General features: G+C 36.9%; 27 protein-coding genes and 1 other annotated feature. Of the genes, 19 read left to right on the top strand and 8 right to left on the bottom strand.

The features are described 5' to 3' along the window. Positions 1 to 8 precede the first annotated feature (8 nt). Together B1B04_RS21780 and B1B04_RS21775 are read right to left on the bottom strand one after the other, a co-directional pair. Complete coding sequence (locus tag B1B04_RS21780) at positions 9 to 353, bottom strand: hypothetical protein (RefSeq protein ID WP_079563441.1); 345 nt, start codon at positions 351 to 353, stop codon at positions 9 to 11. A gap of 52 nt (positions 354 to 405) precedes the next feature. Then, positions 406 to 924: a DUF1189 family protein gene (locus B1B04_RS21775; RefSeq protein ID WP_079563440.1), complete on the bottom strand. Its 519-nt coding sequence runs from the start codon at positions 922 to 924 to the stop codon at positions 406 to 408. Positions 925 to 1365: 441 nt separating this feature from the next. On the opposite strand from B1B04_RS21775, the gene B1B04_RS21770 reads away from it, so the two are divergent. From B1B04_RS21770 to B1B04_RS21755, 4 genes are all read left to right on the top strand, one after another. Then, positions 1366 to 2997 (top strand): Na/Pi cotransporter family protein, encoded by a 1632-nt coding sequence (locus B1B04_RS21770; RefSeq protein WP_079563439.1) that lies wholly within the window; start codon positions 1366 to 1368, stop codon positions 2995 to 2997. Between the two features lie 202 nt (positions 2998 to 3199). Continuing rightward, the gene (locus B1B04_RS21765) at positions 3200 to 3679 is read left to right on the top strand and encodes a DUF456 domain-containing protein (RefSeq protein ID WP_079563438.1); all 480 of its coding nucleotides are present in this window, start codon (positions 3200 to 3202) and stop codon (positions 3677 to 3679) included. Between the two features lie 176 nt (positions 3680 to 3855). After that, a complete protein-coding gene (locus B1B04_RS21760) occupies positions 3856 to 4461 on the top strand; it encodes a superoxide dismutase (protein WP_079563437.1) in 606 nt (201 codons plus the stop codon). Between the two features lie 400 nt (positions 4462 to 4861). Continuing rightward, positions 4862 to 7066 (top strand): peptidoglycan D,D-transpeptidase FtsI family protein, encoded by a 2205-nt coding sequence (locus tag B1B04_RS21755; RefSeq protein ID WP_079563436.1) that lies wholly within the window; start codon positions 4862 to 4864, stop codon positions 7064 to 7066. Positions 7067 to 7203: 137 nt separating this feature from the next. Here the strand turns inward: B1B04_RS21755 and B1B04_RS21750 are convergent, their stop codons facing one another. Beyond that, the gene (locus B1B04_RS21750) at positions 7204 to 7401 is read right to left on the bottom strand and encodes a hypothetical protein (protein ID WP_240518366.1); all 198 of its coding nucleotides are present in this window, start codon (positions 7399 to 7401) and stop codon (positions 7204 to 7206) included. A gap of 423 nt (positions 7402 to 7824) precedes the next feature. On the opposite strand from B1B04_RS21750, the gene B1B04_RS21745 reads away from it, so the two are divergent. The 9 genes from B1B04_RS21745 (at position 7825) to B1B04_RS21700 (ending at position 17698) form a co-directional block, all read left to right on the top strand. Beyond that, on the top strand, positions 7825 to 8799 hold the full coding sequence (locus tag B1B04_RS21745) for a PstS family phosphate ABC transporter substrate-binding protein (protein WP_079563435.1): 975 nt from the start codon (positions 7825 to 7827) through the stop codon (positions 8797 to 8799). A gap of 65 nt (positions 8800 to 8864) precedes the next feature. Further along, positions 8865 to 9812, top strand: a complete 948-nt coding sequence (gene pstC, locus B1B04_RS21740; protein ID WP_079563434.1) for a phosphate ABC transporter permease subunit PstC — start codon at positions 8865 to 8867, stop codon at positions 9810 to 9812. A 1-nt stretch (position 9813) separates the two neighbouring features. After that, positions 9814 to 10692, top strand: a complete 879-nt coding sequence (gene pstA, locus B1B04_RS21735; protein ID WP_079563433.1) for a phosphate ABC transporter permease PstA — start codon at positions 9814 to 9816, stop codon at positions 10690 to 10692. Between the two features lie 12 nt (positions 10693 to 10704). After that, positions 10705 to 11538 (top strand): phosphate ABC transporter ATP-binding protein PstB, encoded by an 834-nt coding sequence (gene pstB / locus B1B04_RS21730; RefSeq protein WP_079563432.1) that lies wholly within the window; start codon positions 10705 to 10707, stop codon positions 11536 to 11538. A 13-nt stretch (positions 11539 to 11551) separates the two neighbouring features. After that, positions 11552 to 12211, top strand: coding sequence for a phosphate signaling complex protein PhoU (gene phoU, locus B1B04_RS21725; RefSeq protein ID WP_079563431.1), 660 nt, complete (start codon positions 11552 to 11554; stop codon positions 12209 to 12211). 882 nt (positions 12212 to 13093) lie between these two features. Further along, positions 13094 to 13966 carry a vWA domain-containing protein gene (locus tag B1B04_RS21715; protein WP_079563429.1) on the top strand — a complete coding sequence of 291 codons (873 nt, stop codon included), beginning with the start codon at positions 13094 to 13096 and terminating at the stop codon, positions 13964 to 13966. A gap of 220 nt (positions 13967 to 14186) precedes the next feature. Then, positions 14187 to 15257, top strand: a complete 1071-nt coding sequence (locus B1B04_RS21710; protein WP_079563428.1) for a mechanosensitive ion channel family protein — start codon at positions 14187 to 14189, stop codon at positions 15255 to 15257. A gap of 39 nt (positions 15258 to 15296) precedes the next feature. Further along, positions 15297 to 15561 (top strand) — a binding site (T-box leader). A gap of 182 nt (positions 15562 to 15743) precedes the next feature. Next, entirely contained in the window at positions 15744 to 17129 is a 1386-nt protein-coding gene (trpE, locus tag B1B04_RS21705; protein WP_079563427.1) for an anthranilate synthase component I, read from the top strand. Beyond that, positions 17126 to 17698, top strand: a complete 573-nt coding sequence (locus B1B04_RS21700) for an anthranilate synthase component II (RefSeq protein ID WP_079563426.1) — start codon at positions 17126 to 17128, stop codon at positions 17696 to 17698. Before trpE ends, B1B04_RS21700 begins: the two co-directional genes overlap by 4 nt. A gap of 80 nt (positions 17699 to 17778) precedes the next feature. Here the strand turns inward: B1B04_RS21700 and B1B04_RS21695 are convergent, their stop codons facing one another. Beyond that, complete coding sequence (locus B1B04_RS21695) at positions 17779 to 18273, bottom strand: hypothetical protein (protein ID WP_079563425.1); 495 nt, start codon at positions 18271 to 18273, stop codon at positions 17779 to 17781. 3 nt (positions 18274 to 18276) lie between these two features. Further along, positions 18277 to 18720: a hypothetical protein gene (locus B1B04_RS21690; protein WP_079563424.1), complete on the bottom strand. Its 444-nt coding sequence runs from the start codon at positions 18718 to 18720 to the stop codon at positions 18277 to 18279. A gap of 159 nt (positions 18721 to 18879) precedes the next feature. On the opposite strand from B1B04_RS21690, the gene rpmG reads away from it, so the two are divergent. The 4 genes from rpmG (at position 18880) to B1B04_RS21670 (ending at position 22061) form a co-directional block, all read left to right on the top strand. Next, on the top strand, positions 18880 to 19029 hold the full coding sequence (gene rpmG / locus B1B04_RS21685; protein ID WP_008408521.1) for a 50S ribosomal protein L33: 150 nt from the start codon (positions 18880 to 18882) through the stop codon (positions 19027 to 19029). Between the two features lie 68 nt (positions 19030 to 19097). Beyond that, positions 19098 to 19682 (top strand): 5-formyltetrahydrofolate cyclo-ligase, encoded by a 585-nt coding sequence (locus B1B04_RS21680; protein ID WP_079563423.1) that lies wholly within the window; start codon positions 19098 to 19100, stop codon positions 19680 to 19682. A gap of 1 nt (position 19683) precedes the next feature. After that, the gene (locus tag B1B04_RS21675) at positions 19684 to 19893 is read left to right on the top strand and encodes a YqgQ family protein (RefSeq protein ID WP_079563422.1); all 210 of its coding nucleotides are present in this window, start codon (positions 19684 to 19686) and stop codon (positions 19891 to 19893) included. Between the two features lie 272 nt (positions 19894 to 20165). Then, on the top strand, positions 20166 to 22061 hold the full coding sequence (locus B1B04_RS21670) for an LTA synthase family protein (RefSeq protein WP_079563421.1): 1896 nt from the start codon (positions 20166 to 20168) through the stop codon (positions 22059 to 22061). A 344-nt stretch (positions 22062 to 22405) separates the two neighbouring features. Here the strand turns inward: B1B04_RS21670 and B1B04_RS21665 are convergent, their stop codons facing one another. After that, on the bottom strand, positions 22406 to 22585 hold the full coding sequence (locus tag B1B04_RS21665) for a DUF2759 domain-containing protein (RefSeq protein WP_079563420.1): 180 nt from the start codon (positions 22583 to 22585) through the stop codon (positions 22406 to 22408). 168 nt (positions 22586 to 22753) lie between these two features. Here B1B04_RS21665 and B1B04_RS21660 point away from each other — a divergent pair, with 168 nt between their 5' ends. Then, positions 22754 to 23398, top strand: a complete 645-nt coding sequence (locus tag B1B04_RS21660; RefSeq protein ID WP_079563419.1) for an MBL fold metallo-hydrolase — start codon at positions 22754 to 22756, stop codon at positions 23396 to 23398. A gap of 182 nt (positions 23399 to 23580) precedes the next feature. On the opposite strand, the gene B1B04_RS21655 is transcribed toward B1B04_RS21660, so the two are convergent. Both B1B04_RS21655 and B1B04_RS21650 read right to left on the bottom strand, forming a co-directional pair. Further along, complete coding sequence (locus B1B04_RS21655) at positions 23581 to 23823, bottom strand: DUF2626 family protein (protein ID WP_024361272.1); 243 nt, start codon at positions 23821 to 23823, stop codon at positions 23581 to 23583. 119 nt (positions 23824 to 23942) lie between these two features. Then, positions 23943 to 24653, bottom strand: coding sequence for a helix-turn-helix transcriptional regulator (locus tag B1B04_RS21650; protein WP_079563418.1), 711 nt, complete (start codon positions 24651 to 24653; stop codon positions 23943 to 23945). Between the two features lie 409 nt (positions 24654 to 25062). Between B1B04_RS21650 and B1B04_RS21645 the strand changes: the two genes are divergently transcribed. Further along, entirely contained in the window at positions 25063 to 25275 is a 213-nt protein-coding gene (locus B1B04_RS21645) for a hypothetical protein (RefSeq protein WP_079563417.1), read from the top strand. Positions 25276 to 25457 lie beyond the last annotated feature (182 nt).

Below are 25457 nucleotides of genomic sequence, written 5' to 3'. Positions count from 1 at the left end.
CTACTTTTTCATTTTCCGCATTTATTTTCAAATTCAAATGATAGCGGAAGCTTAATTTTTTCACCAGGAACAGGAGCCTGTAATTGTAAGTGTGGATTCAATTCATAAAAAATCTGTAAACGTTCAGGAAAGGTCATGGGTACTTTTGCAGGATGAAGTGCAAATAAACTGTGGATAGTATCGCCTTGAATAGTCTGTACAGTGATATAATTTGGCTCTCGCTCCTTCTCACACAGGGCGTTTTCTGTTTTTTTCTGAGAAAAGGCAGCAAGTTGTAATGATCCTTCTGTTAAATCTACCTTTATAACAAAAGCAAAAATAATAATGATAGCGGTTAACACTAAAGCACGCAAAAAATCCCCTCCTTTTCTACACTATATTTAGAAGAGAGGGGAATCATGCACATTATTTTGTAATTGGTTGTTTTGGATAATTTGTGATGGCTACAATAAGTAGAGTTACTGTTAAAAGTACAGAAAAAGCAGAGATAATCGTACTGTTAATCGGTAGATAATCTGATAGCATACTTAGTAGAGTTGCCCAAGTCATGGCAAATGTTGTCGTACGCCAAATGTGACGGTATTCTCCGCGACGCTTCATGACGTTCAAAATCAGCAGACCAGCCAAGGCGTAGAGAGAAATTTGTGCAAAAATAAGCATCGTTGTAAAAACAAAAAGCATGATAATTGTCACGGGATACAAAAGCCATTTAACGCCTTCTATGTATTCGGTTATTCCATTTAAACTATTCATATCAAATGTATCAACAGACATCCCAGCTGTAAAACGACCAAAAGAGAAAACTGTAACAACAGTAATTAGCAGAAAGGTATATTGAATAACTTTCCCGATAGGTAATAAACGATAGGCAGCAAGTTTTTTTGGATGAATTAAGCTATCGATAAATAGTTGTGAGTGTTTCATAAACATATCTCCTCCAATCGTTATTTTACCATGTTCAACTTTGACAAGATATGAAAATAGAAATAATAACTGAGAGTACGATATTGAAATGGGTCATCACCAAAAGTTGTGGATGACTTTTGTTAAAACATATACTATGTAAATAGGTTGATCTTCGTTTCGACTGGGCGACTCCAGGAAGCTTTGCTCTGTGCGCCAGCAACAACAAATGTTTTCTGTAGCGAAAGCAAAGCGGCAGCAAATGTTTTATCTGTGCGAAAGCGTAGCGACAGCAACAACAAAGCGCCCAGTCGGAACGGAAATCAACCACACGTTTTGGTGATGATTTATTGAAATGTTAATATTGTGTAAAGAAGTTAAAGGTTATCTTTACTTTTTCTTTATTATCATTTAAAGATTAGGAATAGAGTAGTAGAGACGTAGGAATTGGAGCGAATACAATTGACAATAGATTGGCAAAGTATACTATTTCAATTTTTAGGCGGTTTAGGAGTCTTTTTATTTTCCATTAAATTTATGGGGGATGGGCTCCAAAAATCGGCAGATGATCGACTGCGTGAATGGTTGAATCGATTTACAACAAATCCTCTAATGGGCGTGTTAGTGGGTATAGTTGTAACGATTTGTATCCAGTCGAGCTCTGCAACGACGGTAATTACGGTTGGGCTAGTGAGTGCAGGGTTTTTAACATTACGACAAGCAATCGGTGTCATTATGGGAGCCAATATTGGCACGACAATTACCGCTTTTATTATTGGTATAAATATCGGCATTTATTTTTATCCGTTATTAGCGATTGGTGCAGGGTTGTTATTTTTCTTTAAGAAATCTACCTATCAGTATATCGGACAAATATTATTTGGCTTCGGGGGATTATTTTTAGGATTAGAGTTAATGAGTGCAAGCATGCAGTCACTTCATCAATTAGCTGATTTTGAATCATTAACGCTTCAGCTAAGCAATCTGCCCGTTGTAGGAATTTTTCTAGGGGCAATTTTTACATTGCTTGTTCAAAGTTCAACAGCGACTGTCGGTGTGCTACAGGGCTTATACGCTGAGCATTTAATTGGTTTAGAGAGTGCTCTACCTATTTTATTTGGTGAAAATATAGGCACGACCGTTACAGCAGTATTAGCATCACTAGGTGCTTCTATATATGCTAAACGTGCGGCAGCGGCACATGTGTTATTTAATATTATAGGTACAATCATTTTCATGGTGTTCTTTACACCCTTTATGCAGTACGTTTTATGGATTAGCGGACTATTCCACTTAGAGCCGAAAATGCAAATAGCGATAGCACATGGCTCATTCAACATCATTAATATGATGATCCAGCTGCCATTTATCGGAGGATTGACTGTACTTGTCACGAAGCTAGTGCCTGGGCGTGATGGCAATATTGATGTGACAACGAAACATTTAGATCCGTCATTCATCGATTCCTCTCCAGCGATTGCACTCGGGCAAGCAAAGGAGGAAGTACTACGTATGGGGGAGCACGCGCTTCGTGGTTTAGAAGAAACATTTTTATATATGAAAACAGGTGAGGCTACTCACATTCCTACAGTTTTACAACTAGAAGTAGCGCTCAATCATTTAGACAAGGAAATTACGAATTATTTAGTAATGGTGTCTAAGCAGCCACTTTCTCGCGCAGACTCAGTAAGACACCATACACTTTTAACAAATGTACGGGACATTGAGCGTATTGGTGATCATTTTGAAAATATTTTAGAGCTTTTACAATATAAAGATCATCATGAGGTAACTTTAAGTAAGTCAGCACGACAAGATTTAATAGGGATGTTTAGCTTAGCGATTGAAGCTGTACGAAAGAGTATTGCGGCACTGGATACAGCTAGTTTGAGCTTGGCGCAGGAAGTAACTGAGCTCGAAAGTTTGATAGATGATATGGAAGATAAGCTTAGACAAAAGCATATTGCACGCTTAAATACAAATGAATGTAATGGAGCTGCGGGAATCGTCTATACAGATATCGTTAGCAATTTAGAGCGTATAGGAGATCATGCAGTAAATATAGCTGACTCTATTTTAGGAATTAGAAATTAAGGAAATGAAACCTTCAGCTTTGTAAATCCGTATGAAAGGAACTGCGCGATCAGGCGGGTTAAATAGAAATATTGAGGATTTCTTTGTTGAGAATGAGCTTATGCCTTTATTAGTTACGAGGAAACAGCTCTACTCTCGAATATAGAGGAAATCAGGACTTCTAATTATCTAACTTGATGCACGACAAAAGGGGAGGTTTTTTATGGAAGTTGTAGGCTGGGTATTAGTGATTGCCTGCTTTATCATTTCATTTGTTGGATTGGTGTACCCGATCATTCCAGGTGTGATTTTTTTACTTGGTGGTTTTTTAGTATATGGATTGTTTTTTTCATTTGCAGAGTTAAGCTGGTTGTTCTGGACGAGTGAAATTATATTTGTTGTCATATTATTTGTTGCTGATTCTGTAGCAAATGCCTTTGGTATTAAGAAATTCGGTGGCTCCAATGCAGGTATGTGGGGCAGTACTATTGGTTTATTAATTGGCCCGTTCATCATTCCTGTTCTAGGAATAATAGTAGGTCCATTTTTAGGAGCGGTAATTGCAGAGTTAATGGTAGAGCGTCGTACATTTGGAGAGGCTGTAAAAAGCGGTGTTGGCTCTCTCGTGGGCTTCTTAACATCGACACTTGCAAAAGCTGTGATTCAAATCGTCATGATTGTTGTGTTCTTTATAGCGATATGATTTTCTTCCCTAAGACGTTTAACAATTAAAGAAACAGGTTAGGATAGTAATCGTATTGGCTTTTCAGTCAAAAGGCTGAAATCTTTAATTTGAAGTATTTTTCGTTGAATGGTTTGACCAATTTTGATAATCTAATAATGTATTAATTATTTCTTTACTTTAGGAGGAACTTAACAATGGCTTATGTATTACCACAATTAACTTACGCTTATGACGCATTAGAACCACATATCGATGCAAAAACAATGGAAATTCACCATTCAAAACACCACAATACTTATGTAACAAACTTAAACGCAGCAGTAGAAGGCACTGAATTTGCTGAAAAAGGCATTAACGAACTTATCGCAAACATGGATGCTCTTCCAGCTGACAAACAAACTGCTGTTCGTAACAATGGTGGCGGACATGCTAACCATACATTATTCTGGGAAGTAATCGCTCCAGGCGGATCAAACACTCCAGTTGGCGAAGTAGCAAAAGCAATCGATGCTAAATTCGGTTCTTTCGATGCATTCAAAGAAGAGTTTGCAAAAGCTGCTACAACTCGCTTCGGTTCAGGGTGGGCTTGGTTAATCGTTGATGGTGACTCAGTTGCTGTTACATCTACTCCAAACCAAGACTCTCCAGTTATGGAAGGTAAAAAACCAGTCCTAGGTTTAGACGTTTGGGAGCATGCTTACTACTTAAACTACCAAAACCGTCGTCCAGATTACATCGGCGCATTCTGGAACGTAGTAAACTGGGATGTAGTAGAAGCTAAATTCCAAGCTGCAAAATAATCTCTATTTAGATAGAAGGCTATGCCCCGGTGATGTATCACCGAGACATAGCCTTTTTTGCTGTCTTTTTAGGTTCTAAATGCTTCTAGGTATCCTATAAATGGTTGGGGATGTTCCGATACGCCTGCTAAAAAATTAGAAGTCAGTCGGTTAAATTGAAGGAGGAGTTCGCCTTGCTGTTTGAAGAAGTTTTATATTGTGCCTCCCTCTTCCAATAATTTATGTCAAAACATTTTTCAAGTAATCAATAAAAAAAAGAAACTTTTCATTTTAAAATGCCGTCAAATAGAATGATGTTTTCAAACATAAATTCACAAGTACATGCTTTCCTGACGTATCTTCGAATGGTATACTAGGTATCGTGTATTTAAATTGTAATTAGATGAGGAGGGGAATACATATGCGCAAAGCACCGGGAAAAAACCGCGCGACGAATGTTAAAGCAAAACATCACTCTAATTTAACATTTCGTATGAATGTCCTTTTCTTTGCTATATTTATGGTATTTTCGTTGCTGATTTTTAGGCTTGGCTATATGCAGATTGTAAAAGGGGAAGATTATGTACGCGAATTAGAGCGTAAAGAAGAGGTACCTGTTAATACAAGTGTGCCAAGGGGACGTATGTATGATCGATACGGACGTATTTTAGTGGATAACCAACCAGAAAATGCTATTACGTATACGAAAATGCCGAGGACAACAACTGATGAAATGCTGGAAATAGCGGAAAAGCTGGCACAATTGATTGAGCAGCCTATAAACCGTGTCACTTTACGTGATAAGCAGGATTTTTGGATTAATAAAAATCGTGACGCTGCCTCTGAAAAAGTAACCGAGGCAGAAAAAAAGAAAATTGGAAACCAAGAAAATAAGACGACAAGTCAAATCAATGGAGAGATAGATAAACTTGTTCGTGAACGAATTACAAACGAAGAATTATTACAACTGACAGACAAGGATATGGAAGTATTAGCAATTTTCCGAGAGATGGCATCAGGCTACAATTTATCACCGCAAATTATTAAGAGTGAAAATGTATCAGATAGTGAATTTGCACTTGTCTCTGAGCGTTTAACTGAACTACCAGGCGTTAACACAACAACGGACTGGAAGCGTTTGAAATTATCATCACTTGCTATTTTAGGACGCACAACCGTACCAGCAAAAGGGATTCCGAAAGAAAAGCTGAATTATTATTTAGCTCGAGATTATTCACGAAATGACCGTGTTGGTGAAAGTTATATTGAAGCGCAATATGAAGATTTACTGCAAGGACAAAAATCCGTTGTTAAAAATATTACGGATAAAAAAGGTCAAGTAGTCGATACCGTTACGACTTTTGAGGGTAAACCTGGTAATGATTTAGTCTTAACACTGGATAGCGAGTTAACCGCTGAACTTGACAAAATTGTTGAGGAAGAATTGCTTAAAGTAAAATCACAAGGGGCTTCAGCTTTACTTGATCGTGCCTTTTTAGTTATGATGGACCCAAATACAGGCGATGTTTTATCAATGAATGGTAAAAAAATCGAAAAAAATCCTGAAACAGGAAAGAATGAAGTCGTTGATTATTCGTATGGGACCTTTACAACAGCTTATGAGGCAGGTTCTGCAGTTAAGGCAGCAACATTGCTAACTGGGTATAAATTGGGAGCCATTACGCCAAGTACTGTATTAGGGGATGAACCAATCCAATTATTAAATACACCAGTAAAAAAATCTGTTTTTAACCCTGGTGGCTATATTTCAATGGATGGTTTAAGAGCCTTGGAGCAATCTTCTAACGTTTATATGTTTAAAACAGCTCTGCTTATTAATGGAACACCATATAGCTATGGGATGCCACTTCGTTTAAAAGATGATACATTCCCAAAAATGCGTAATTCTTATGCACAATTCGGGTTAGGTGTAAAAACAGGGATCGATTTACCAAATGAAGTTAGTGGGGTACAAGGTCTAACTGGTCCAACCTATGGGGGTAAAGCACTCGACTTAGCTATTGGACAGTATGATACGTATACACCGTTACAATTGGCACAGTATATCTCGACAATTGCAAATGGTGGCTATCGCATTCAGCCACATGTTGTGAAGGAGGTACGTGAACCATCAAATGATGGGCAATCGCTAGGTCAATTAGTAACAGAAATAGGACCAACAATTTTAAATCAGATTGATAACTCAGCAGATGAAATTAACTATGTAAAACAAGGGTTACGTCGTGTTTATACAGGCGCAAATGGTACAGCAAAAAGATATTTTGCAAATGCACCATATACAGCCGCAGGAAAAACAGGAACAGCTGAAGTAATGTATTACGGGGATTTACGACAGTATAGGGGTCAGTATTCACTTACTTATACACATGTAGGCTTTGCCCCTTATGAGAATCCTGAAATTGCCTATGCCGTAGTTATTCCTTGGGCTTCAACAAACCCTAGACAACCTTTTTCGGCTAATAATGAGATTGCAAGAAGAGCTGTAGATAAATATTTTGAGTTAAAAGCAAAATATAACACTGAAAAAGTGACAGAAAGTAATGTAAAACAACCAATTTTACCTGCTATTACACAAGACAAAATTGGTGAAGATGAGCAAAAATAAGAGAAAACCGCTAGTGCATATCAATGCCTAGCGGTTTTTTTACAGTTTCAGAGTATTATTGACTACCCGCGAAAAAACCACGGTATGAAAAAATAATAACTTTCATACCGTGGTTTATTTATTCTCCAATAAAAGACTTATTGTACAGATAATTGTTGAATAGCTATTTCAAATTGTTGTTTCGGTTTTATTCCATAAAGCTCTATATTATTACAAAAATAAGACTCTACCATAAAATCAGCGGCTTCCTGTAGAGTATATTCCCGATGATCCATAATAAGTGTTAAATATGTTTTGAAGTAATTGGCATTTTGTACTTTTGCATGTTTAATCACAAAGTCAAACTCCTCTTAGATTATTTCCTGACACAATTGCTTATTATAGCATCTTTCCATTAGGAAGCAAGTTTATCCTTACTTTGAAGAATGCTCCTACCTCTGAAGGTAGTGAAATCCATGCAGCTATGGTCCCTTTCATAGGGGGACAGGCACCTAAGTAAATAGAGGAAATCAGTCTAAGTAAGTCCCATCCCGTGGCAATTTATCTATAGCGACAGCAACAACATGTTTTCTGTGCGAAAGCGAAGCGACAGCAATAACAAATAAGTCAATTGTAAACCCATCTTTACAATCGTTTACAAAGCATTACATTCCTTTACGTCTCTTTTACGAACTGTTTATACGACTTCAACAATTAGTCATTATAGTAAAGATTGTAAGACAAATAACTATAAAATGTTTATGACGGGGGCAAATGAGATGAAAAAGTGGAAGTACTTAACGATGACAGCGGTAATGGGGTCAGCATTAATGCTTGGCGCATGTGGTAGCGACTCTGCGCAAAAAGGTAACAATGCAGAAACAAACGCACCGGCGAGCACGGGACAAGATGCTGCTGACAAAAAGCTGCAAGGAGCTGTAGCTGGAGATGGTTCATCAACAGTCGCACCAATTATTGAAGCAGTTGTTGAAGAGTATGCAGGGGCTCAACCGAATGTCAAAGTATCGGTAGGTGTTTCAGGTACTGGTGGTGGTTTTGAAAAATTCATCGCAGGTGAGACAGACTTTTCAAATGCATCTCGTCATATAAAAGATGAAGAGAAAGCAAAACTAGAGAAGGCGGGAACTGCTTTTACAGAGCTACCATTAGCATATGACGGCATATCAATTGTCGTGAATCCTGAGAATGATTGGGCAAAAGATTTAACAGTAGAGCAATTAAAGAAAATTTGGGTAGAAGATGGTAAAGCTAAAAAATGGTCTGATATTGATCCATCTTGGCCGGACGAAAAAATTGTCTACTACTCACCAGGTACTGACTCAGGGACGTACGATTACTTTGATGAAGTTATTTTAGACGGTGCTGATCTAGCAAGCTCAGCAACATTATCAGAGGATGATAATATGCTAGTTCAAGGTGTAGCAGGTGACAAAAACGCAATCGGCTTCTTCGGCTACGCTTACTATCAAGAAAATAAAGATAAATTAGGCATCGTGAATGTAAATGGTGTTGAGCCAACAAATGAAACAATTGAATCTGGTGAATACGCACCGCTTTCACGACCACTATTTGTATATGTGAAAAATAGTGCTATGAAAGAAAGCGAAGCGGCATATGATTTTATCCAATTTACACTTGAGCATGCAGGAGAAATGGCAGAAGCAGTAGGTTATGTCAGTCTACCTGAAGATAAATATAGTGAAGCTTTAAAAACTTTAGAAGGCTTAAAATAAGTAGACCATGCATAGAGGGAAAGAGATGTATGCTCTTTCCCTCTATTATTTGAAAGGAGCACCCAATGGTTTCTAAAAAAGAAAACAAGACATCATCTGTGCAGCAATTAATTGCAAATTCGCGCAATCAAAAAACGAAGAAAATAGTGGAAAAAGCAATGCCAGCACTATTATTTTCTGCAGCCCTTATCTCAATATTGACGACATTTGGCATAGTTTTCACCCTTATTTTTGAAACGTTTGAATTCTTTAAACGTGTTTCGATTACGGATTTCCTATTTGGTACACAGTGGCTACCGTTTTCAGGAAAGGAACCGTTATTTGGGATTTTACCTTTAATAGCTGGAACATTGAAAGTTACGCTTATTGCAGTTGTCGTAGCAGTTCCGTTTGGCATAGCTTCAGCTATTTATTTAAGTGAATATGCAAGTGAAAAAATAAGACGTACAGTTAAGCCTATTTTAGAAGTGTTAGCGGGTGTACCAACAATCGTTTATGGCTTCTTTGCATTAACATTTGTAACGCCAATGTTACAGCAAATTATTCCAGGGTTAAAACTTTTTAATGCACTTAGTCCAGGGATTGTTGTTGGGATTATGATTTTACCAATGATTACGTCACTTTCTGAGGATGCGATGTCATCGGTCCCAAATAGTATGCGTGAAGGGGCTTTAGCTCTTGGAGCAACAAAGTTTGAAGTAGCTATAAAGGTAGTATTACCAGCTGCCTTATCAGGTATTGTCGCTTCAGTTGTTCTCGCTATTTCCCGGGCAATTGGAGAAACTATGATTGTATCGCTAGCAGGTGGATCTACGCCTAAATTCGATTTAGATGTGACAGACTCGATTCAAACGATGACTGCGTATATTGTACAAGTTGCAACAGGAGACGCTGGTTATGGTACGACAATTTATTATTCTATTTATTCAGTCGGATTCACATTATTTATCTTTACTTTAGTGATGAATTTACTAGCCCACTATATTTCGAAACGCTTCAGGGAGGTTTACTAGCATGCGCTATATGGACGACACGGCCGTCATGAAACGAATGACAAAGCGTATTACATTCAATAAAGTTTGGAAGTCATTTTTCTTCTTAGCAACAACCTTTGCTTTAGTGACACTTGTTATTTTGCTTTATCGCATAGTAACGCAAGGTGTCGATTATTTATCCATCGATTTTTTAACAAATTTTGCTTCACGTTTTGCAGATAAAGCGGGTATTAAGGCAGCTTTAATAGGCTCACTTTGGCTGATGGCAGTCGTCGCTCCAGTATCGATTATATTAGGTGTAGGGACTGCGATTTATTTAGAAGAGTATGCAAAGAAAAATCGATTAAATGATTTTATTCGTATGAATATCTCGAACTTAGCGGGTGTTCCTTCCATTGTTTTTGGTTTACTTGGGTTAACAATTTTTGTTCGAATGCTGGGACTTGGAAAAAGTGTTTTAGCAGCCGGCTTTACAATGAGTTTATTAATTTTGCCAGTGATCATTGTTGCCGCGCAGGAGGCAATTCGTGCAGTACCGAATGAACAACGAGAAGCTTCTTATGGTATGGGTGCGACAAAATGGCAAACGATTGTGCATGTTGTGCTACCAGCAGCCATTCCTGGGATTTTAACAGGAAGTATATTAGCGATGTCTCGTGCGATTGGTGAAACAGCACCACTAGTAGTTATAGGTATTCCAGTTATTTTACAATTTTTACCTAACGGCTTGTTAAGTCAATTCACAGCTTTGCCAATGCAAATATACGATTGGGCAAAACGTCCGCAAGAGGCATTTCAATATGTAGCGGCAGCCGGTATTTTAGTACTTATGACCGTGCTTTTACTGATGAACTCTATTGCCATTTTTATTCGAAATAAATTCCAAAAACGTTATTAATGAGGTGACCTTATGGTACTGGGTATTAAAGAGGAAAAATCAATTGTCAAATCCATTCATACGGCTACAAAGCCATCTGCTGATGTTGCAAAAAAAATAGTATATGATACACGTAATTTGAATTTGTGGTATGGTGATCATCATGGTTTAAAAGACATCAACTTAAGCATCTATGAAAATGAAGTAACAGCTATAATTGGACCTTCTGGCTGTGGGAAATCTACTTATTTAAAAACTTTAAATAGAATGGTAGAGCTTGTACCGAGTGTTCGAACATCAGGGGAAATAGTCTATCGTGAGCGCAATATTTTAGATAAAAACTATACGGTCGAGGAATTACGTACCCGAGTAGGTATGGTATTCCAGAAGCCAAACCCATTCCCAAAGTCTATCTACGATAATATTGCATATGGTCCACGTATCCATGGTATTAAAAATAAGAAGATTCTTGATGAGATCGTTGAAAAGTCTTTACGAGGTGCGGCAATTTGGGATGAAGTAAAGGATCGCTTAAACCAAAATGCATATGGCCTATCAGGTGGTCAGCAACAACGAATCTGTATTGCGCGTTGTTTAGCCATTGAACCAGATGTTATTTTAATGGATGAGCCAACATCCGCACTTGATCCGATTTCTACATTAAAAGTCGAGGAGCTTGTACAAGAACTGAAAAAAGATTATTCAATTATTATAGTGACACATAATATGCAACAAGCAGCGCGTATTTCCGATCGTACAGCATTTTTCTTAAGTGGAGAGGTTGTTGAGTACGATAAAACAGACGTTATATTCCAAACACCAGCAGATCAACGTACTGAAGATTATATTTCAGGTCGATTCGGCTAAGGAGGAGCAGTAAATGGTAGTACGTGAACGTTTTGAACAGGAATTAAAAGAAGTCCAAGAACAATTTATTGAGATTGCTAATAGTAGTGTCAATGCTCTTAAATTAGCATTTGAAGCATTATTAAATCAGGATTTAGAGGCATCTTTAAAAATTCTTGAGGATGATTTAATCATCAATCGTCTTGAAGAAGAAATCAATGATCATGTTATTTTAATGATTGCGAAGCAGCAGCCTGTAGCTACTGATTTACGTCGTCTCATGGTTCTTGTAAAAGCGGCATCTGATATGGAAAGAGTAGGGGACTATGCAGTTAATATTGCAAAAGAAACGATTCGTATAGGAAAAGAGCCCCTAGTCTTTCCTACAACAAATTTGCAAACGATGTGTAATAAGACTGTAGAAATGCTAGAAAGTATTATAAAAGCATTTACAGAGGAAGATACTGCTCATGCCAAGGAAATTGCTGAACTAGATGATTACGTTGATGATTTATATGGAGCGACAGTAACGCTATTGCTACGTGCCGGAGCTGAAAATCCAGCACATATTTCTCAAATCACACACCTAACATTCGTTTGCCGATATTTAGAGCGCTCAGCTGACCATGCAACAAATATTGCGGAACATTTATTCTACTTGGTCAAAGGTAAACATTATGAATTAAATAATTAGTAACCGGAGAGCCAATTATAGGCTCTTTTTAGTTTGTCGACATAAGAATAAAATGTATCAATAATCAAAGGTTGATTTACACTCCGAGTTGGCGCGGGCTTGGACTCAATCTCCTCGTCACTTCGTTCCTGCCGGGCTTTCAGCTCAAGCTCATCCCGCAGGAGTCGCCACTCTCCATGAAAAATCAACAGTTCCTATCGAAAGTATGAGTAAACATAAAGCTTTATTCATTAGGAGTAACGTTTGTTTTGCAGTCTGATAAGAGCCAATTATAGGCTCGTTTTTTCATAGTGTTGAAAAACAACGCTTAAGGGGATTTTTGATTTTTGTAAATATGGTGTAGGGTGATTCCGTGCTACTAATTCTCCTGTGAGCCAGTGTCGAGCCACTTTGTTAACACTCCACTTTTGCACTTGTACCCAATTCTTTTGATGCTTCATTTTCGCACAAACAAAACCCTCTGTTGCCGTTTCGTTGGCACTACGCTTTCGCGCAAAAAACATCTATTCCTGGAACGCGAAAGTAGGGGAACAAAGGCTAAGAGCATCACGGCCTGTGATAACGCCTTCGTGACCAACATCCCGTCGCTACCGCTACGGTAGCACTACGCTTTCGCACAGAAAACATTTGTTGCCCCAAGCGGCTCATCGGACGCCCCCAGGAAGTTCTGCTCTGCGCGAAAGCGAAGCGTCAGCAACAAAGCGCTCAGTCGGAACGGAAATCAACCCCTCGCCTTGCTGAAGAGCCGTATAATACTAAGTAATAGCAACATTTTATTAAAAATAGCGTCAAAATACTGCATGCATTATTGTATTGTCAAAAAATTATTTTGGTTATACTATAGACATTATCCGAAAAAATGTGCTGAGGTGGTGCTGTTTCGTGAAAGATGCTGTAGAATTACTCATAGAGAAATTTGATCTGGAATTCACACCAGAACAACGAGACTTTTTATGTTTTCTATATGAAAACTTACATCTTGAGGAATTAAGTGACAAAGAACAAAGTTTTTTTATTGACTATTTTTACAAGAGTGAAACATTACGAAATATGGCAGCATTTGCACTTGAATTGGCAGATATCATGCGTGAAATTTGCGAACTTATACCAGCTATTGAGAAAACCGAACGATTGACCAATGGAAAAGAGCAACGCTTGTATAATGAGCGAAAGTGGCAGATAGCTAGGCGTCAAAAGCTAAGTCGTCAAACAATAAAAAAAGGAAATATCCTATATGTTCCTTTTGATGAATACAAAGAAGAAACAGGTCCAATTATTATCTGTCTTGAACAAACAACAGGAATGGCTGCATATTCTGAACTTTGTAAAAGCATAATTTTACCGTTATTTATGAACGCGCACCGTGAACGTCGCGATTTATATATCGTTCCATATGACTGTCAAATTCATGTGCATTATCGATTCGAAAACGGTCATTTAAATTTATCAGATTTTAAGGATTTTATTGAATATAAGGCAAAGGGAGAAGCTGCAATTCTGCCAGTACTTCATTTTGTAAAAGGCTTGCTTCAAGAAAATCAGCATTGTACAGAAGCGGATATTATCATTTTTACAGAAGGTACTCCAATCGATGGACAGTATCTCGTTGGAAAGCAAGCGAAAGCTTTACTTGAAGAAATGAAGCGTAAGTACCATGCTGAATTTTCGGTTATCGCTATGCATGAACATAATTTTAATGAGCAGCAATTTTGGTTCGTCAACAAAGCTTTTTTTGCGGATGACGCTATTCAATAAAAAAGGAGCTGATCGTATTGATTGGCTGCTTTTTTGTAGTTAAGGACACTATAGATTTTGATGCCTGTGGTTCACCTAAGCATAGTCGGCGTCTAGGCTAAAGTGCTGCATCCTCGAGGTCGCCTTAATCCCTCGGGCAAAAGTGCTGGAGCGTTTACTTTTGCTTCGGGCTCTCAAGCGCATTTGTTTTGAATATACATAGTAGTTAGAGGAGAAAGATATGGATTCATTGAAGTGGTTATTACCTAAGATTACAGCACCGACATGGATGGACGTTATTGTTGCCATCGCTCTTTGCGTCGTTGGTTGGCTGTTTCAACAATTTGTAATAAAGAAAATTATTAATCGCATAGTTGTATTTTTGAGAAATCGTCAACGAGAATTTCAAGCAACGGTGCTAGAACAATTTAATAAATCGATTCGCTATGCATTCATGTCTGCGGTGATTGTACTTAGCTTGTCGTTATTATTAGATGTATTCTTATTTACACATGTAGCAACTAAAAATTTTGTGTTGTCTATTATGGTGTTTTTTGCCTTTAAAGGTGTATATGATGTATTACATTTTTATACAAAGCAGCCACTAACATTGAATAATGATGAAGAACCGAATGTCCTGTTACCGTTTTTTCTTCGTATAGGAAAAGTACTTATCATGATATTGGCAATGTTTATGATTGCTTCATTTTGGGATTTTAATTTGAATGGTTTTTTAACGGGGATTGGTTTAACGGGTGTGGCGATTGCCTTTGGTATTCGAGATACACTAGCACATGTTTTTGGTGGGATGTCAGTCGCATTAGATAACCCGTTTCAAATTGGTGATTGGGTAGCAACAGAGGACCAAAAAATTGAAGGAACAATTGAGGATATTAATCTTCGAAGTACATTAATTCAAACGGGTGATAAAGGGCTTGTTTATGTACCTAACTCTTATTTGGTAAATCGACCAATCTATAATTTATCCAAAAGGGAAAAACGAAAATGTGAGCATTTTTTATTTGTTGCTGCTGAAAATGAAGAAGAAACATTACGCAGTGCTTTAAGTGCCATTCAAAAGGAAATTTATTTGCATGCTCAAACAGAAAAAGATATGATTCATGTATGTATAGATGAGTTTTATCCAACTTCCTATCGAGTCCTTGTACGTTTCTTTGTGGCAACAAACGATACGGCAGTAATGCTGAATGTGCGACAGGATATTTTGTTTGCTATTCGTCAAATCTTTCAAGAACAAAATATTATAGTAGCAAATCCGGCTGAAGATGAATGGATTAGTACTAAAAAATAATTTGAATTGTTTGTTTTCTTGTTTTACAATGAATACATGCAATCAGCATTGATGAAGAGTAGTAGCCATTATTTTTTGTTTTAGAGAGCTAGTGGTCGGTGGGAACTAGTACAAAAACTTGGCGAATGGACTTCGGAGCTCTAATCCTGAATAAAGTATGGATTAGCGTCTGCCTACGTTATAGGGTATAGAGATGGTCTTTAAATCTTTCAGCGGCTACCTAAGCATCAGCTGAATGTAATTATGCCGGGGCATAATTGATGAAGACCAATGAAGGTGGCACCACGGCTTTTCCGTCCTTTTGTGATGGAAAGGCCTTTTTATATGTTTTGGTGGAACTGAACAGTGTTATACAGTTCAAGTTCCTGACACAATGTTTAGTTAAAAGAAAGTGAAATGGTAACGAAACGCCAGTGTCAAAACGCCAGTGCATAATTGATAGATTTTGGTGTAGAAGAGCAGAGCATAGAGAAGGAGAGAAAGAGGATGACAGTTGAGCTTAGAAATTTTGCCATGAAGGCATTACAGGGTGATATGATGACGCCAATTTCCGTTTATCAATCACTTGAAGGGAAGCATAAAATGCTTTTCGAATCGTCTGCCAAGCATGAAGAAAGCGGGCGTTACTCGTTTATCGCCGTCAACCCAATTGCAGAACTAATTGGAGATAGGGATGGTTATTCTTATACAAAAGAAGGAGAAACAGAAAAATCGAATGACAATGTATTGCTAAAATTACAGCAAGTTATGCCATATCATAAGACAAAATACCCTTTCGCCTTTTTTGGAGGAGCTATTGGGTTCTTTGGTTACGAAACAGCATTTTATACAGAACAAATAGGTGAATACTTGCAGGATGATCTAGAAATGCCCGATGTTCATGTCTTTTTCTATGATACATTTATTGTTTTTGATCATTTAAAGCAAGAGGTTACATTAGCAGCAATCGATTTATTTAATGAAGGGCGTTCTCTTGAATCGATGGAATTGGCTATTTCTACAATGCAGAAGCAGCTTCATGCTGGAACAACTTTTGACGCCATGACGTTTGGAGAGCTAAATTTCAGACCGATGATTGCCAAAGAAAATTTTGTTGCAATGGTTGATCGCGCTAAGCAGCATATTCGTAAGGGTGACATTTTTCAAATAGTCTTATCACAACGCTTCATTTCACCATATAAAGGGAATCCTTTTGCTTTATATCGTCAGTTACGTACTTCTAACCCGTCACCATATATGTTCTATATGGATTTTGGTACGTATACGATTTTAGGAACATCTCCTGAAAGTCTCGTTAAGGTGAAGGATCGAAAGGTCACGACAAATCCAATAGCAGGAACGAAGCCTAGAGGTAAAACTGTGGAGCAGGATAACGCGATTGCGGAAGTGTTATTAAATGATGAAAAAGAAATTGCTGAACATCGTATGCTCGTAGATTTAGGGCGCAATGATCTTGGGCGTATTGCTAAAGTCGGTTCAGTGAAGCTTATAAAATATATGAATATTGAGCGTTATAAACATGTAATGCATATTGTATCGGAGGTTATCGGTGAATTACGTGAGGATGTACATGTTTTGGATGTTCTTAGAACTTGCCTTCCTGCTGGTACAGTATCAGGTGCGCCGAAAATTCGCGCTATGCAGCTAATTAATGAGCTAGAGCCTGTGAAGCGTGGTGTCTACGCTGGCGCAGTAGGTTATATTTCCACTACAGGTGATATGGATTTAGCTCTAGCTATTCGGACAATGATCATCAAGGATTATCGTGCGCATGTTCAGGCAGGGGCCGGTATTGTGTATGATTCAGTGCCTTTGTCAGAATACGAGGAAACACTTAATAAAGCTCGCGCATTATTGGAGGTAAAACAATGATTTTACTAATCGATAATTATGATTCATTCACATATAATTTATTTCAGCAAATAAGTATGCTTGGGAAAGATGTTAAAGTAGTACGTAATGATGAAGTGACAATCGAAGAAATTAAGAAAATGCAACCAGAAGCTATTATTTTATCGCCTGGACCAGGTGCGCCAATAGATGCTGGAATAACAGTAGATGTTGTCAAAAAGCTTTATACGAAATTTCCGATTTTAGGCATTTGCCTTGGACACCAATCGATAGGTCAAGCTTTTGGGAGTAGCATCGTTCAAGCTAAACATATAATGCATGGAAAATTATCGACGATTCAATATGAAAAAACAGGCTTATTTGCTCAGTTAGACGGTAAAATAGAAGTAATGCGCTATCATTCACTCGTCATTGAGCCAAGTACGTTACATGACGATTTTAATATTTTAGCAAAGTCCAGTGGTGATGGTGAAATAATGGCGATTCAACATAAGGAGTACCCACTTTATGGGCTACAATTTCATCCGGAATCCATTGGAACACAAGAGGGGAGCATAATGATGCAAACCTTTTTAGAACAAATTTCATAAACGAAATAAAATAGGCTGCCATCAAAAATCAATAATTGTGATTTTTGGTGACAGCCATTTTTGCAAATAGGATGGTAATATTATTGCTTTTTCCCTGTAATCAATTTCGCAATTTCCTCTAATGACATTGAAGAATTGACATCGTAGGCACCAATTTGTAAGCTTCGAGCGTATTTAGGATTAGCAAGTAAAAGTTCCATTTCAACACTATTTTCGATGACGTCACCATCTTCAAGCTTTTGCGCTACGGTATATGGTTCCATACCGCTATAAATTTGAAGTGTCATAGTGGTAACGTTTCCTTGAGACGCCGATTCATGTTTATCTTTAGCCGATGTTTTAGGTGCATCTGTTTTCTGTGAGTTTTCCTTTGGAGCTTGTTTACCTTGTTCCTTTAACAATGCAATTTCTTTATTTGCCTGATCGAGCTTTTTTTGCAGCACCTCTACATTTTCTGTGTTGTTGGAAGCTTTCGTCGGAAGACCGATATTGAGATCAAAACGAACTGCTAAAGCTAGCAATGCTCCGACAAGAAAAAGTGCAATGCCAAATGCGCGGATAGCGGAATTATTCATAGATTACCGACCTCCGTTTGCAATTACTTGGCGGACTTGCTCTTCAGTTAAGTTCGAACGAATACTTATATCTGCTACAGAAAGACCCTGCTTATTAAGTTCAAGTACCTGACTTATAATAATTTGATGGATAGGTTTCGTTTTTGAAGCAGCTTGTCCTGTTTTTGATGTCTGAGCAGCCTGTTGAACAGTTTGCATGACCTGTTGGATGTTCGGATTTGGTATCGTGTTATTTTGTGCAGATGATGATTTAACCTGAAACTCTGGCTCTAATAACAGCTCCTCCTCAACAATTTTCAGACGACGTTTTAAATTATTTGTTTCTTGAAAAATAGAGATGGATAGCTCCTCTACATCTTGTTCGACTTTTTTTGAATTATTTTTGAAAAAGAACGACACGATAATTAGGAGAATTCCCACAATCATAAGTATGATGGATAAATCCACTAGTTTCACCTCATTAAGTATGTAATTATAAGGTATTTTACCATATGCAAACTTAATATGAAATGAAGGTAGATTTTTTTTTAGTTTATGTTATAATAGGTTAGTCGTATAAATCATGCTCAAAATTTAAATTCTTGATATAGAGTGGGAGGGTTAATAATGCGCGTAAACATTACTTTAGCTTGCACAGATTGCGGCGAACGTAACTACATTTCTAAAAAGAACAAGCGTAACAATCCAGAGCGTCTTGAACTTAAAAAATATTGCTCTCGCGAGAAGAAATACACTCTTCACCGTGAAACTAAGTAATCGCTCATTAAGCCAAAACCACTCGTGGTTTTGGCTTTCTACATTTTTAAGAGGGGGATAAGCTTAACATGGATAAAACAACTTTACGGAACGAGGTAAAGGAAGCTCTTGCCGAAATGAGTGAAGTAGCTTACCGCGATCAATCATTTGCTGTATTAAAAAAAGTGTTACAGGAACCATATATAATAGAAGCAACTACAATCGGCATTACCATTTCCAATAAGCCAGAAATCGACACAATTCAATTAATAGAAGAACTGTGGCAACTTGGTAAAAAAGTGGCAGTACCTAAATGTAATCCAAAGACAAGAGAAATGTCATTTTATGCCATTGATTCGTTTAACCAACTTGAAACTGTTTATATGCATTTGCGTGAGCCAATTCCAGAAAAGTGTGAGTTTGTTGACGCAAATGAAATGGATGTCATCCTTGTTCCAGGAGTTGTTTTTGATCCGTTCGGCTATCGAATAGGCTACGGCGGTGGTTATTATGATCGCTATGTATTAAACTATAAAAAGGGTAAGCTTATGTCTCTCATATTTAACGAGCAGCTATATGAACATATCCCAAGAGAAGCGCACGACTGCCCAGTAGATATCATTGTGACACCGACAAAACGTCTTGACTGTGTAACACAACGAGGAGCGAACTAAAATGGACAAAATGTTAGATATTTATGAATTACTAAAAACATATGGCACTTATATTTACACACGTGATCCGATTGGTGATTTGATGTTAATGGAGGATGAAATTCGCGAGTTGTATAAAGCGAATGTACTAGATATTAAAGATTACCAAATGGCATTGTTACTAATTCGACAAGAAACAACAAAACTTCGTATGAAAGAAAATAGCCAGTAAGTTTTTAAAATAAATCATTTGGGGTATTGTAAAAATAATGTAACATGTATGTAATATTCATAAAAACAGTGGCTTTCCACTGTTTTTATGATTTGTGAAACTTTTTACAATTAAAAACGTATATATTATTGTCCAGAGCGAACAAGGAGAACAGTTTTCCATAAATATATCTATTGATTATCTGTAAAAAATGGATTAAGATATATTTTGTTTCAGTAACAAATTGTAAAAAATTATTATTTTTTTGTAAGAAAGTAAGGAGGATGTTAGGAATGAAATCAATAAAGTGGCCTAAACATTCATTTATGATACTAGCAATTGTAGCAACTTGGATAAAAACGGTCATTGTTTATCACACAAGCTTTGAGATGAAAATTGAAAATGCAATGCAACAATTTATTTTGCTTATTAATCCATTGAGCTTCGTGCTATTTGCTTATGGTATTTCGTTATTCTTTAAATCACCGAAAGTTAAAAGTCGCTATATAATTACGATTAGTGTTATTTTATCGATTGTCTTATACGGAAATGTGGCATTCTATCGTTTCTACAACGACTTTATTACGCTACCGGTATTATTCCAGACAAGTAACTTTGGCGATCTAGGAACTTCAGTAGCAGCGATTGTCAGCCCTTGGGACTTATTATATTTCATCGACGTGCTGATTTTAATTTTAGCGAACAAATATTTGCCAAAGATGAAGGAAGCAGTAAAAGTCAACGTAGAATTCCGTCGCGCGTACTTCGTATTAGCGATTGCGATGACATTCTTAAACTTAGGATTAGCTGAAACTGAGCGTCCACAATTGTTAACACGTAGTTTTGACCGTGAATTACTTGTGAAAAACATTGGTACGTATAACTACCATTTGTATGATATTTATATTCAATCAAAATCCTCTGCTCAACGTGCGTTAGCGGATGGCAGTGAATTAGTAGAAGTGAACAACTATATTCGTTCTAATCAAGCAGCAATCAACCCTGAAATGTTTGGTAAATACAAGGGGCGTAATTTGATCCTTGTTTCGATGGAGTCTTTACAAAACTTTGTTATTAATAATCAAATGGATGGTCATGAAATTACACCATTCTTAAACTCTTTAACAAAAGATAAAGATACGTTTTATTTCAGTAACTTCTATCACCAAACTGGATTAGGGAAAACTTCTGACTCAGAGTTTATTACAGAGAACTCATTGTTCGGCTTAGGTCGAGGTGCGGTATTCTTCACGCATGGTGGAAATACGTATAACTCAATGGCTGAGCGCCTTGGAGATAATGGCTACTTTACAAATGTCATGCACCCGAATAATAAATCATTCTGGAATCGTGACATGATGTATCAATCATTACACATTAATAAATTCTATGATATAGATTCATATAAGATTGGCGAAGGGGAAGCAGTTAACTGGGGTATGAAAGACGTTCCATTCCTAGAGCAATCTGCAGCCTTAATGAAAGATATGCAACAGCCATTCTATTCGCGACTAATTACTTTAACGAACCATTATCCATTCACATTGGACCCTGAAGATGTAATGATTCCTGAATATACGTCAAACTCAGGTACATTAAATCGTTATTTCCAAACAGTTCGTTATATGGATGAAGCTCTTAAAGACTTCTTCCAAAGTTTAAAAGATCAAGGTGTATATGATAACTCTATTATTGTAATGTATGGTGACCATTATGGTATTTCAGAAAACCATAACAAAGCGATGGCTCAATATTTAGGAAAAGAAAGCATTACATCATTTGATAATGCAATGCTACAAGAAGTACCATTATTTATCCATATCCCTAACTCAGGAGATGGTAAAGAAATGACAGAGATTGCAGGACAAATGGATTTACGTCCAACAATTTTACACCTTCTTGGCATTGAAACTTCAAAAGATATGCAACTTGGTGCAGACCTATTCTCACCAGAGCATGAAGATTTCGTTGTTTTCCGTGACGGTCGTTTTGTAACAGATAAATATGTATACGTTGGTGAAGCTTGCTATGACAAAGCAACTGGTGAAGAAATTGATGGTGAGCCATGTGAGCCATACGCTGAACGAGCTACGAAAGAACTAGAAAATTCTGATGCCATCATTAACGGTGATTTACTCCGCTTCTATGACCAAAAGACAGGTAATTTGAAGCAAGGAGCAGTTAAGTAAACAAAGAAAGTGATCTCATGTTTAGTGAGATCTCTTTTTTTTTTTATTTTAAGCGTGTCTACTAGCGAGTTTTCAACAGAAGTGACGAATATAGTCTGGAAACTTCATTTAACACTTAAATGGGAGTTTTTGGAAGGGTTTTTATGTAATTCCTATCAACTGAAAATTTAAATCGTTCTGGAAGCCATGTAAGCAGCTTAGAGGAGAGGGGGCATTATCGTGTTAGAATGGGTGAAGAATTAATCCTCACTGCTCGAAAGGTCAAAAAGAGCAGCTCACAAATAGGAAGTAAATAGAAAAAAGAGCAGCCTCGTTATGGAGACCGCTCTTTCTTTGTCTGAATTTTAGTGTAATGTTGGTGGGTACCCGCTGTGAATTACAGTCATAATTACGAACCAACCGAATACTACTGCACTTAATAAGTTGAAAACAACGCTTAATAGGTTCTTTTCTTTAAGTGCTTGGAATGTACCAACTACAGCCAAAATTGAAACTAGACCAAAAATAACCATTAATAAGTTCATTAAAAATTGACACTCCTTTCGACATCAGAAAATGAATGTCGTCAACAATATTCCTCCTTAATTGTAAACGTTCTACTTGTTTTTGTCGAGAACTAAAATAGCTTAAACTATGAACATTTATCGTCAAATTGTGGTAAAGGCTGTATAATTGATATTGAGGTGATAGTAATGATGAACGTACGAAGTTATTCACTTGGACCTGTCCAAACGAATTGTTATATCGTATCGAATAAAAATAAAGAATGCATAATTTTTGATCCAGGAGAAGAAGCGGATCGAATTATCAAGGCAATACGTAGTAACGGCCTAAAACCATTAGCCATTTTTTTAACACATGCGCATTTTGATCATATCGGTGCCGTAAACGCTGTCCGCGAAGTTTTTAATGTGCCATTATGGATTCATGAAAAAGAAGTAAGCTGGTTAGGAGATCCAACAAAAAATGGCTCTAGTAAATACGCAGCATTACCAGATTATATTGTCGATGCTCCAGCTGAAGAAAATATAATTAAAAAAGAACAACTATTTGAAATAAGCGATTTTGGTTTTAAAGCTATTTTTACGCCAGGACACTCACCAGGTAGTATTTCATATATATTTGAAAATGATGGCTTCGCTATTGTTGGAGATACACTCTTTGAACAAGGGGTCGGTCGTACGGACTTACTAGGAGGATCAACAAAAATATTACTAGCATCCATTCATGATAAGCTGTTGACATTACCTGAAGATACTATTATCTACCCTGGCCATGGTAATTATACAACAGTCGGTGCAGAAATGGAGACAAATCCTTTCTTGAATGGTTTTTAATAAATGACATCCCAAAACTATTGGCGATGAACTTGGAGAATTTATCCTTTAAAAATCCCCCTGGCATTTTCGTAATGCAAAGGGGGATTTTACTATGCTTTGAATTTTTTCTGTATCTAATGAATAAATTTACATAAAAAAAGCATGTCTCATATTGGATGAGACACGCGTTTTTCTTTGTATTAATGACCGCCACCAGGTACGTGAATGAATGTTGTATAGTACGTGAAGCCAGCAAAGAATACAGTTAAATATGCTCCGAAAATGTACATGTACATACGTTCTGAAAGGTTCAAGAAGCCTAATAATAAGAATAAACCTGTATTACCTACGAATAATAGCGATACTTCGTTCATACCACCAAGGTAGAACATGACTGCAAAAATACCTGTCCAGAATGCCATAACTTTATACATATTATCCATGAAGATTTCCCCTCCTTTTGCCCACGACACAATAATCTCTTACTCATTATAAATGATATGAAAGGTATCTGTAAACTGGAACTTCTTCTTCTTTGTGACAAACCATTGGATTTTAAAAGTTAGTTATCCATTTCTGTCACGTTTATTTCATATTTACATAAATCACAATTATGTACCATGCTATCAATTTGTATAAAATCATTGCTCGAAAATAGTGCATCAACCTGTCCTTTTAAATACGATTCATGCAAAGAACAAACAAGTTCTGAATGAGTAGTAAGTTGCCCTTGGAATGGACAATTAAAAATGGAGAACGTCACTTTTTTACCGTTTTCTGTTTGTTGTACTTGCGGAATATAGCCAATTAATGCTGCATTATCAGTTAATAGCTGAAGCTTTTGTTCGAAGGAAAGGTTATTATTTAATTGTAATTCAGCATTTACATAATTCTTCATTTGCTGATAACCGTCTTGGTAGCTTATATCTTGGCATCTTTCTAGTGCAGGTGGTCCGAATTCTTCAATTAATTGGATTGTCCACTTTAATAGTCGCTCCTCATCACGTCTTGGGAACGTTAGTGATACACCTTTATCTGATGCCTTATAAACACGACCAGGTCTGCCACCTTTTCCAGTTTTAGCAAAATCCGCTGTGATGATGTTGATTTCTGATAGCTTTGTTAAGTGTAAACGTGCAACGTTTGGATGTATGCCGAATTTATCAGCGATGTTTTGGACCGTTACAGTTTTCTTCTCTTGCAGGATATACTCATAAATAGAGTATCTAGTTTCATCGGCTAACGTACTAGTAATTTTTAATGGATGGATCATTTACTTCACCTCTATGTAATTTTTAAATGTTATTTCTTTTACCAAGTGTTAGAAAAAAACCATGTTAATTCTATTATATTGTATTATTTAAAAAGATACAGTTCCTTTAGGCATAAATATTAACTTTTTCATAAGATACTGTTCATTTTTAGTGGAAATTTGCATGTTATTCACACTTTTATAGCAAAAAACACGTTTGATAGGAAAATTTATAGCAAATTATTATTTTACGAAAAGGGCTTTTTTCGTAATTGGTTATTATCTATACTAGGAAATAACGAATAGAGCGGTCATATTCAAATGAACTAGAAGAGGGGGGGTGTGATTTACTGAATATTTAAATAATAAAGCGTTCCAAGTCTTCGAGGTATATAGAAATATTTTTGAATTATGGTCGATGGGGCTAGTTATGAATAAAAGAGATGAGAATAATGATTATATTCTAGAAGCTTCAAGATGTACGCTAGCTTTAGTACTCGCAACTTTATTAATTTGGGGAATTTTTGATGTTTTCAATGCGCAAAATACTGGGTTTGGTTTTCCGTGGTGGTTAATAATTGAAATAGTTATTGTTTATACTATCTCAAGATACTACTTTACATTCAAAAACTCAAAAAAATAAACTTAAGCTAAAGATGCTATAACCCATATTGGGCTTGGATCTGCAGTAGCTCTTAATACAATGTTAGGTTCTATACATATGGTTTAAATCAATATAAATTCTGGTTTCAAGATACGTCAGTCAAGGCTACGCAAAACGATGAACATTAATACTTTTGAAGTGGGTAGTGATGGGTCCAATTT

The sequence above is a fragment of the Lysinibacillus sp. KCTC 33748 genome, from assembly GCF_002237755.1.
GTDB lineage: Bacteria > Bacillota > Bacilli > Bacillales_A > Planococcaceae > Lysinibacillus.
This window is presented reverse-complemented; position numbering and strand designations above follow the sequence as displayed.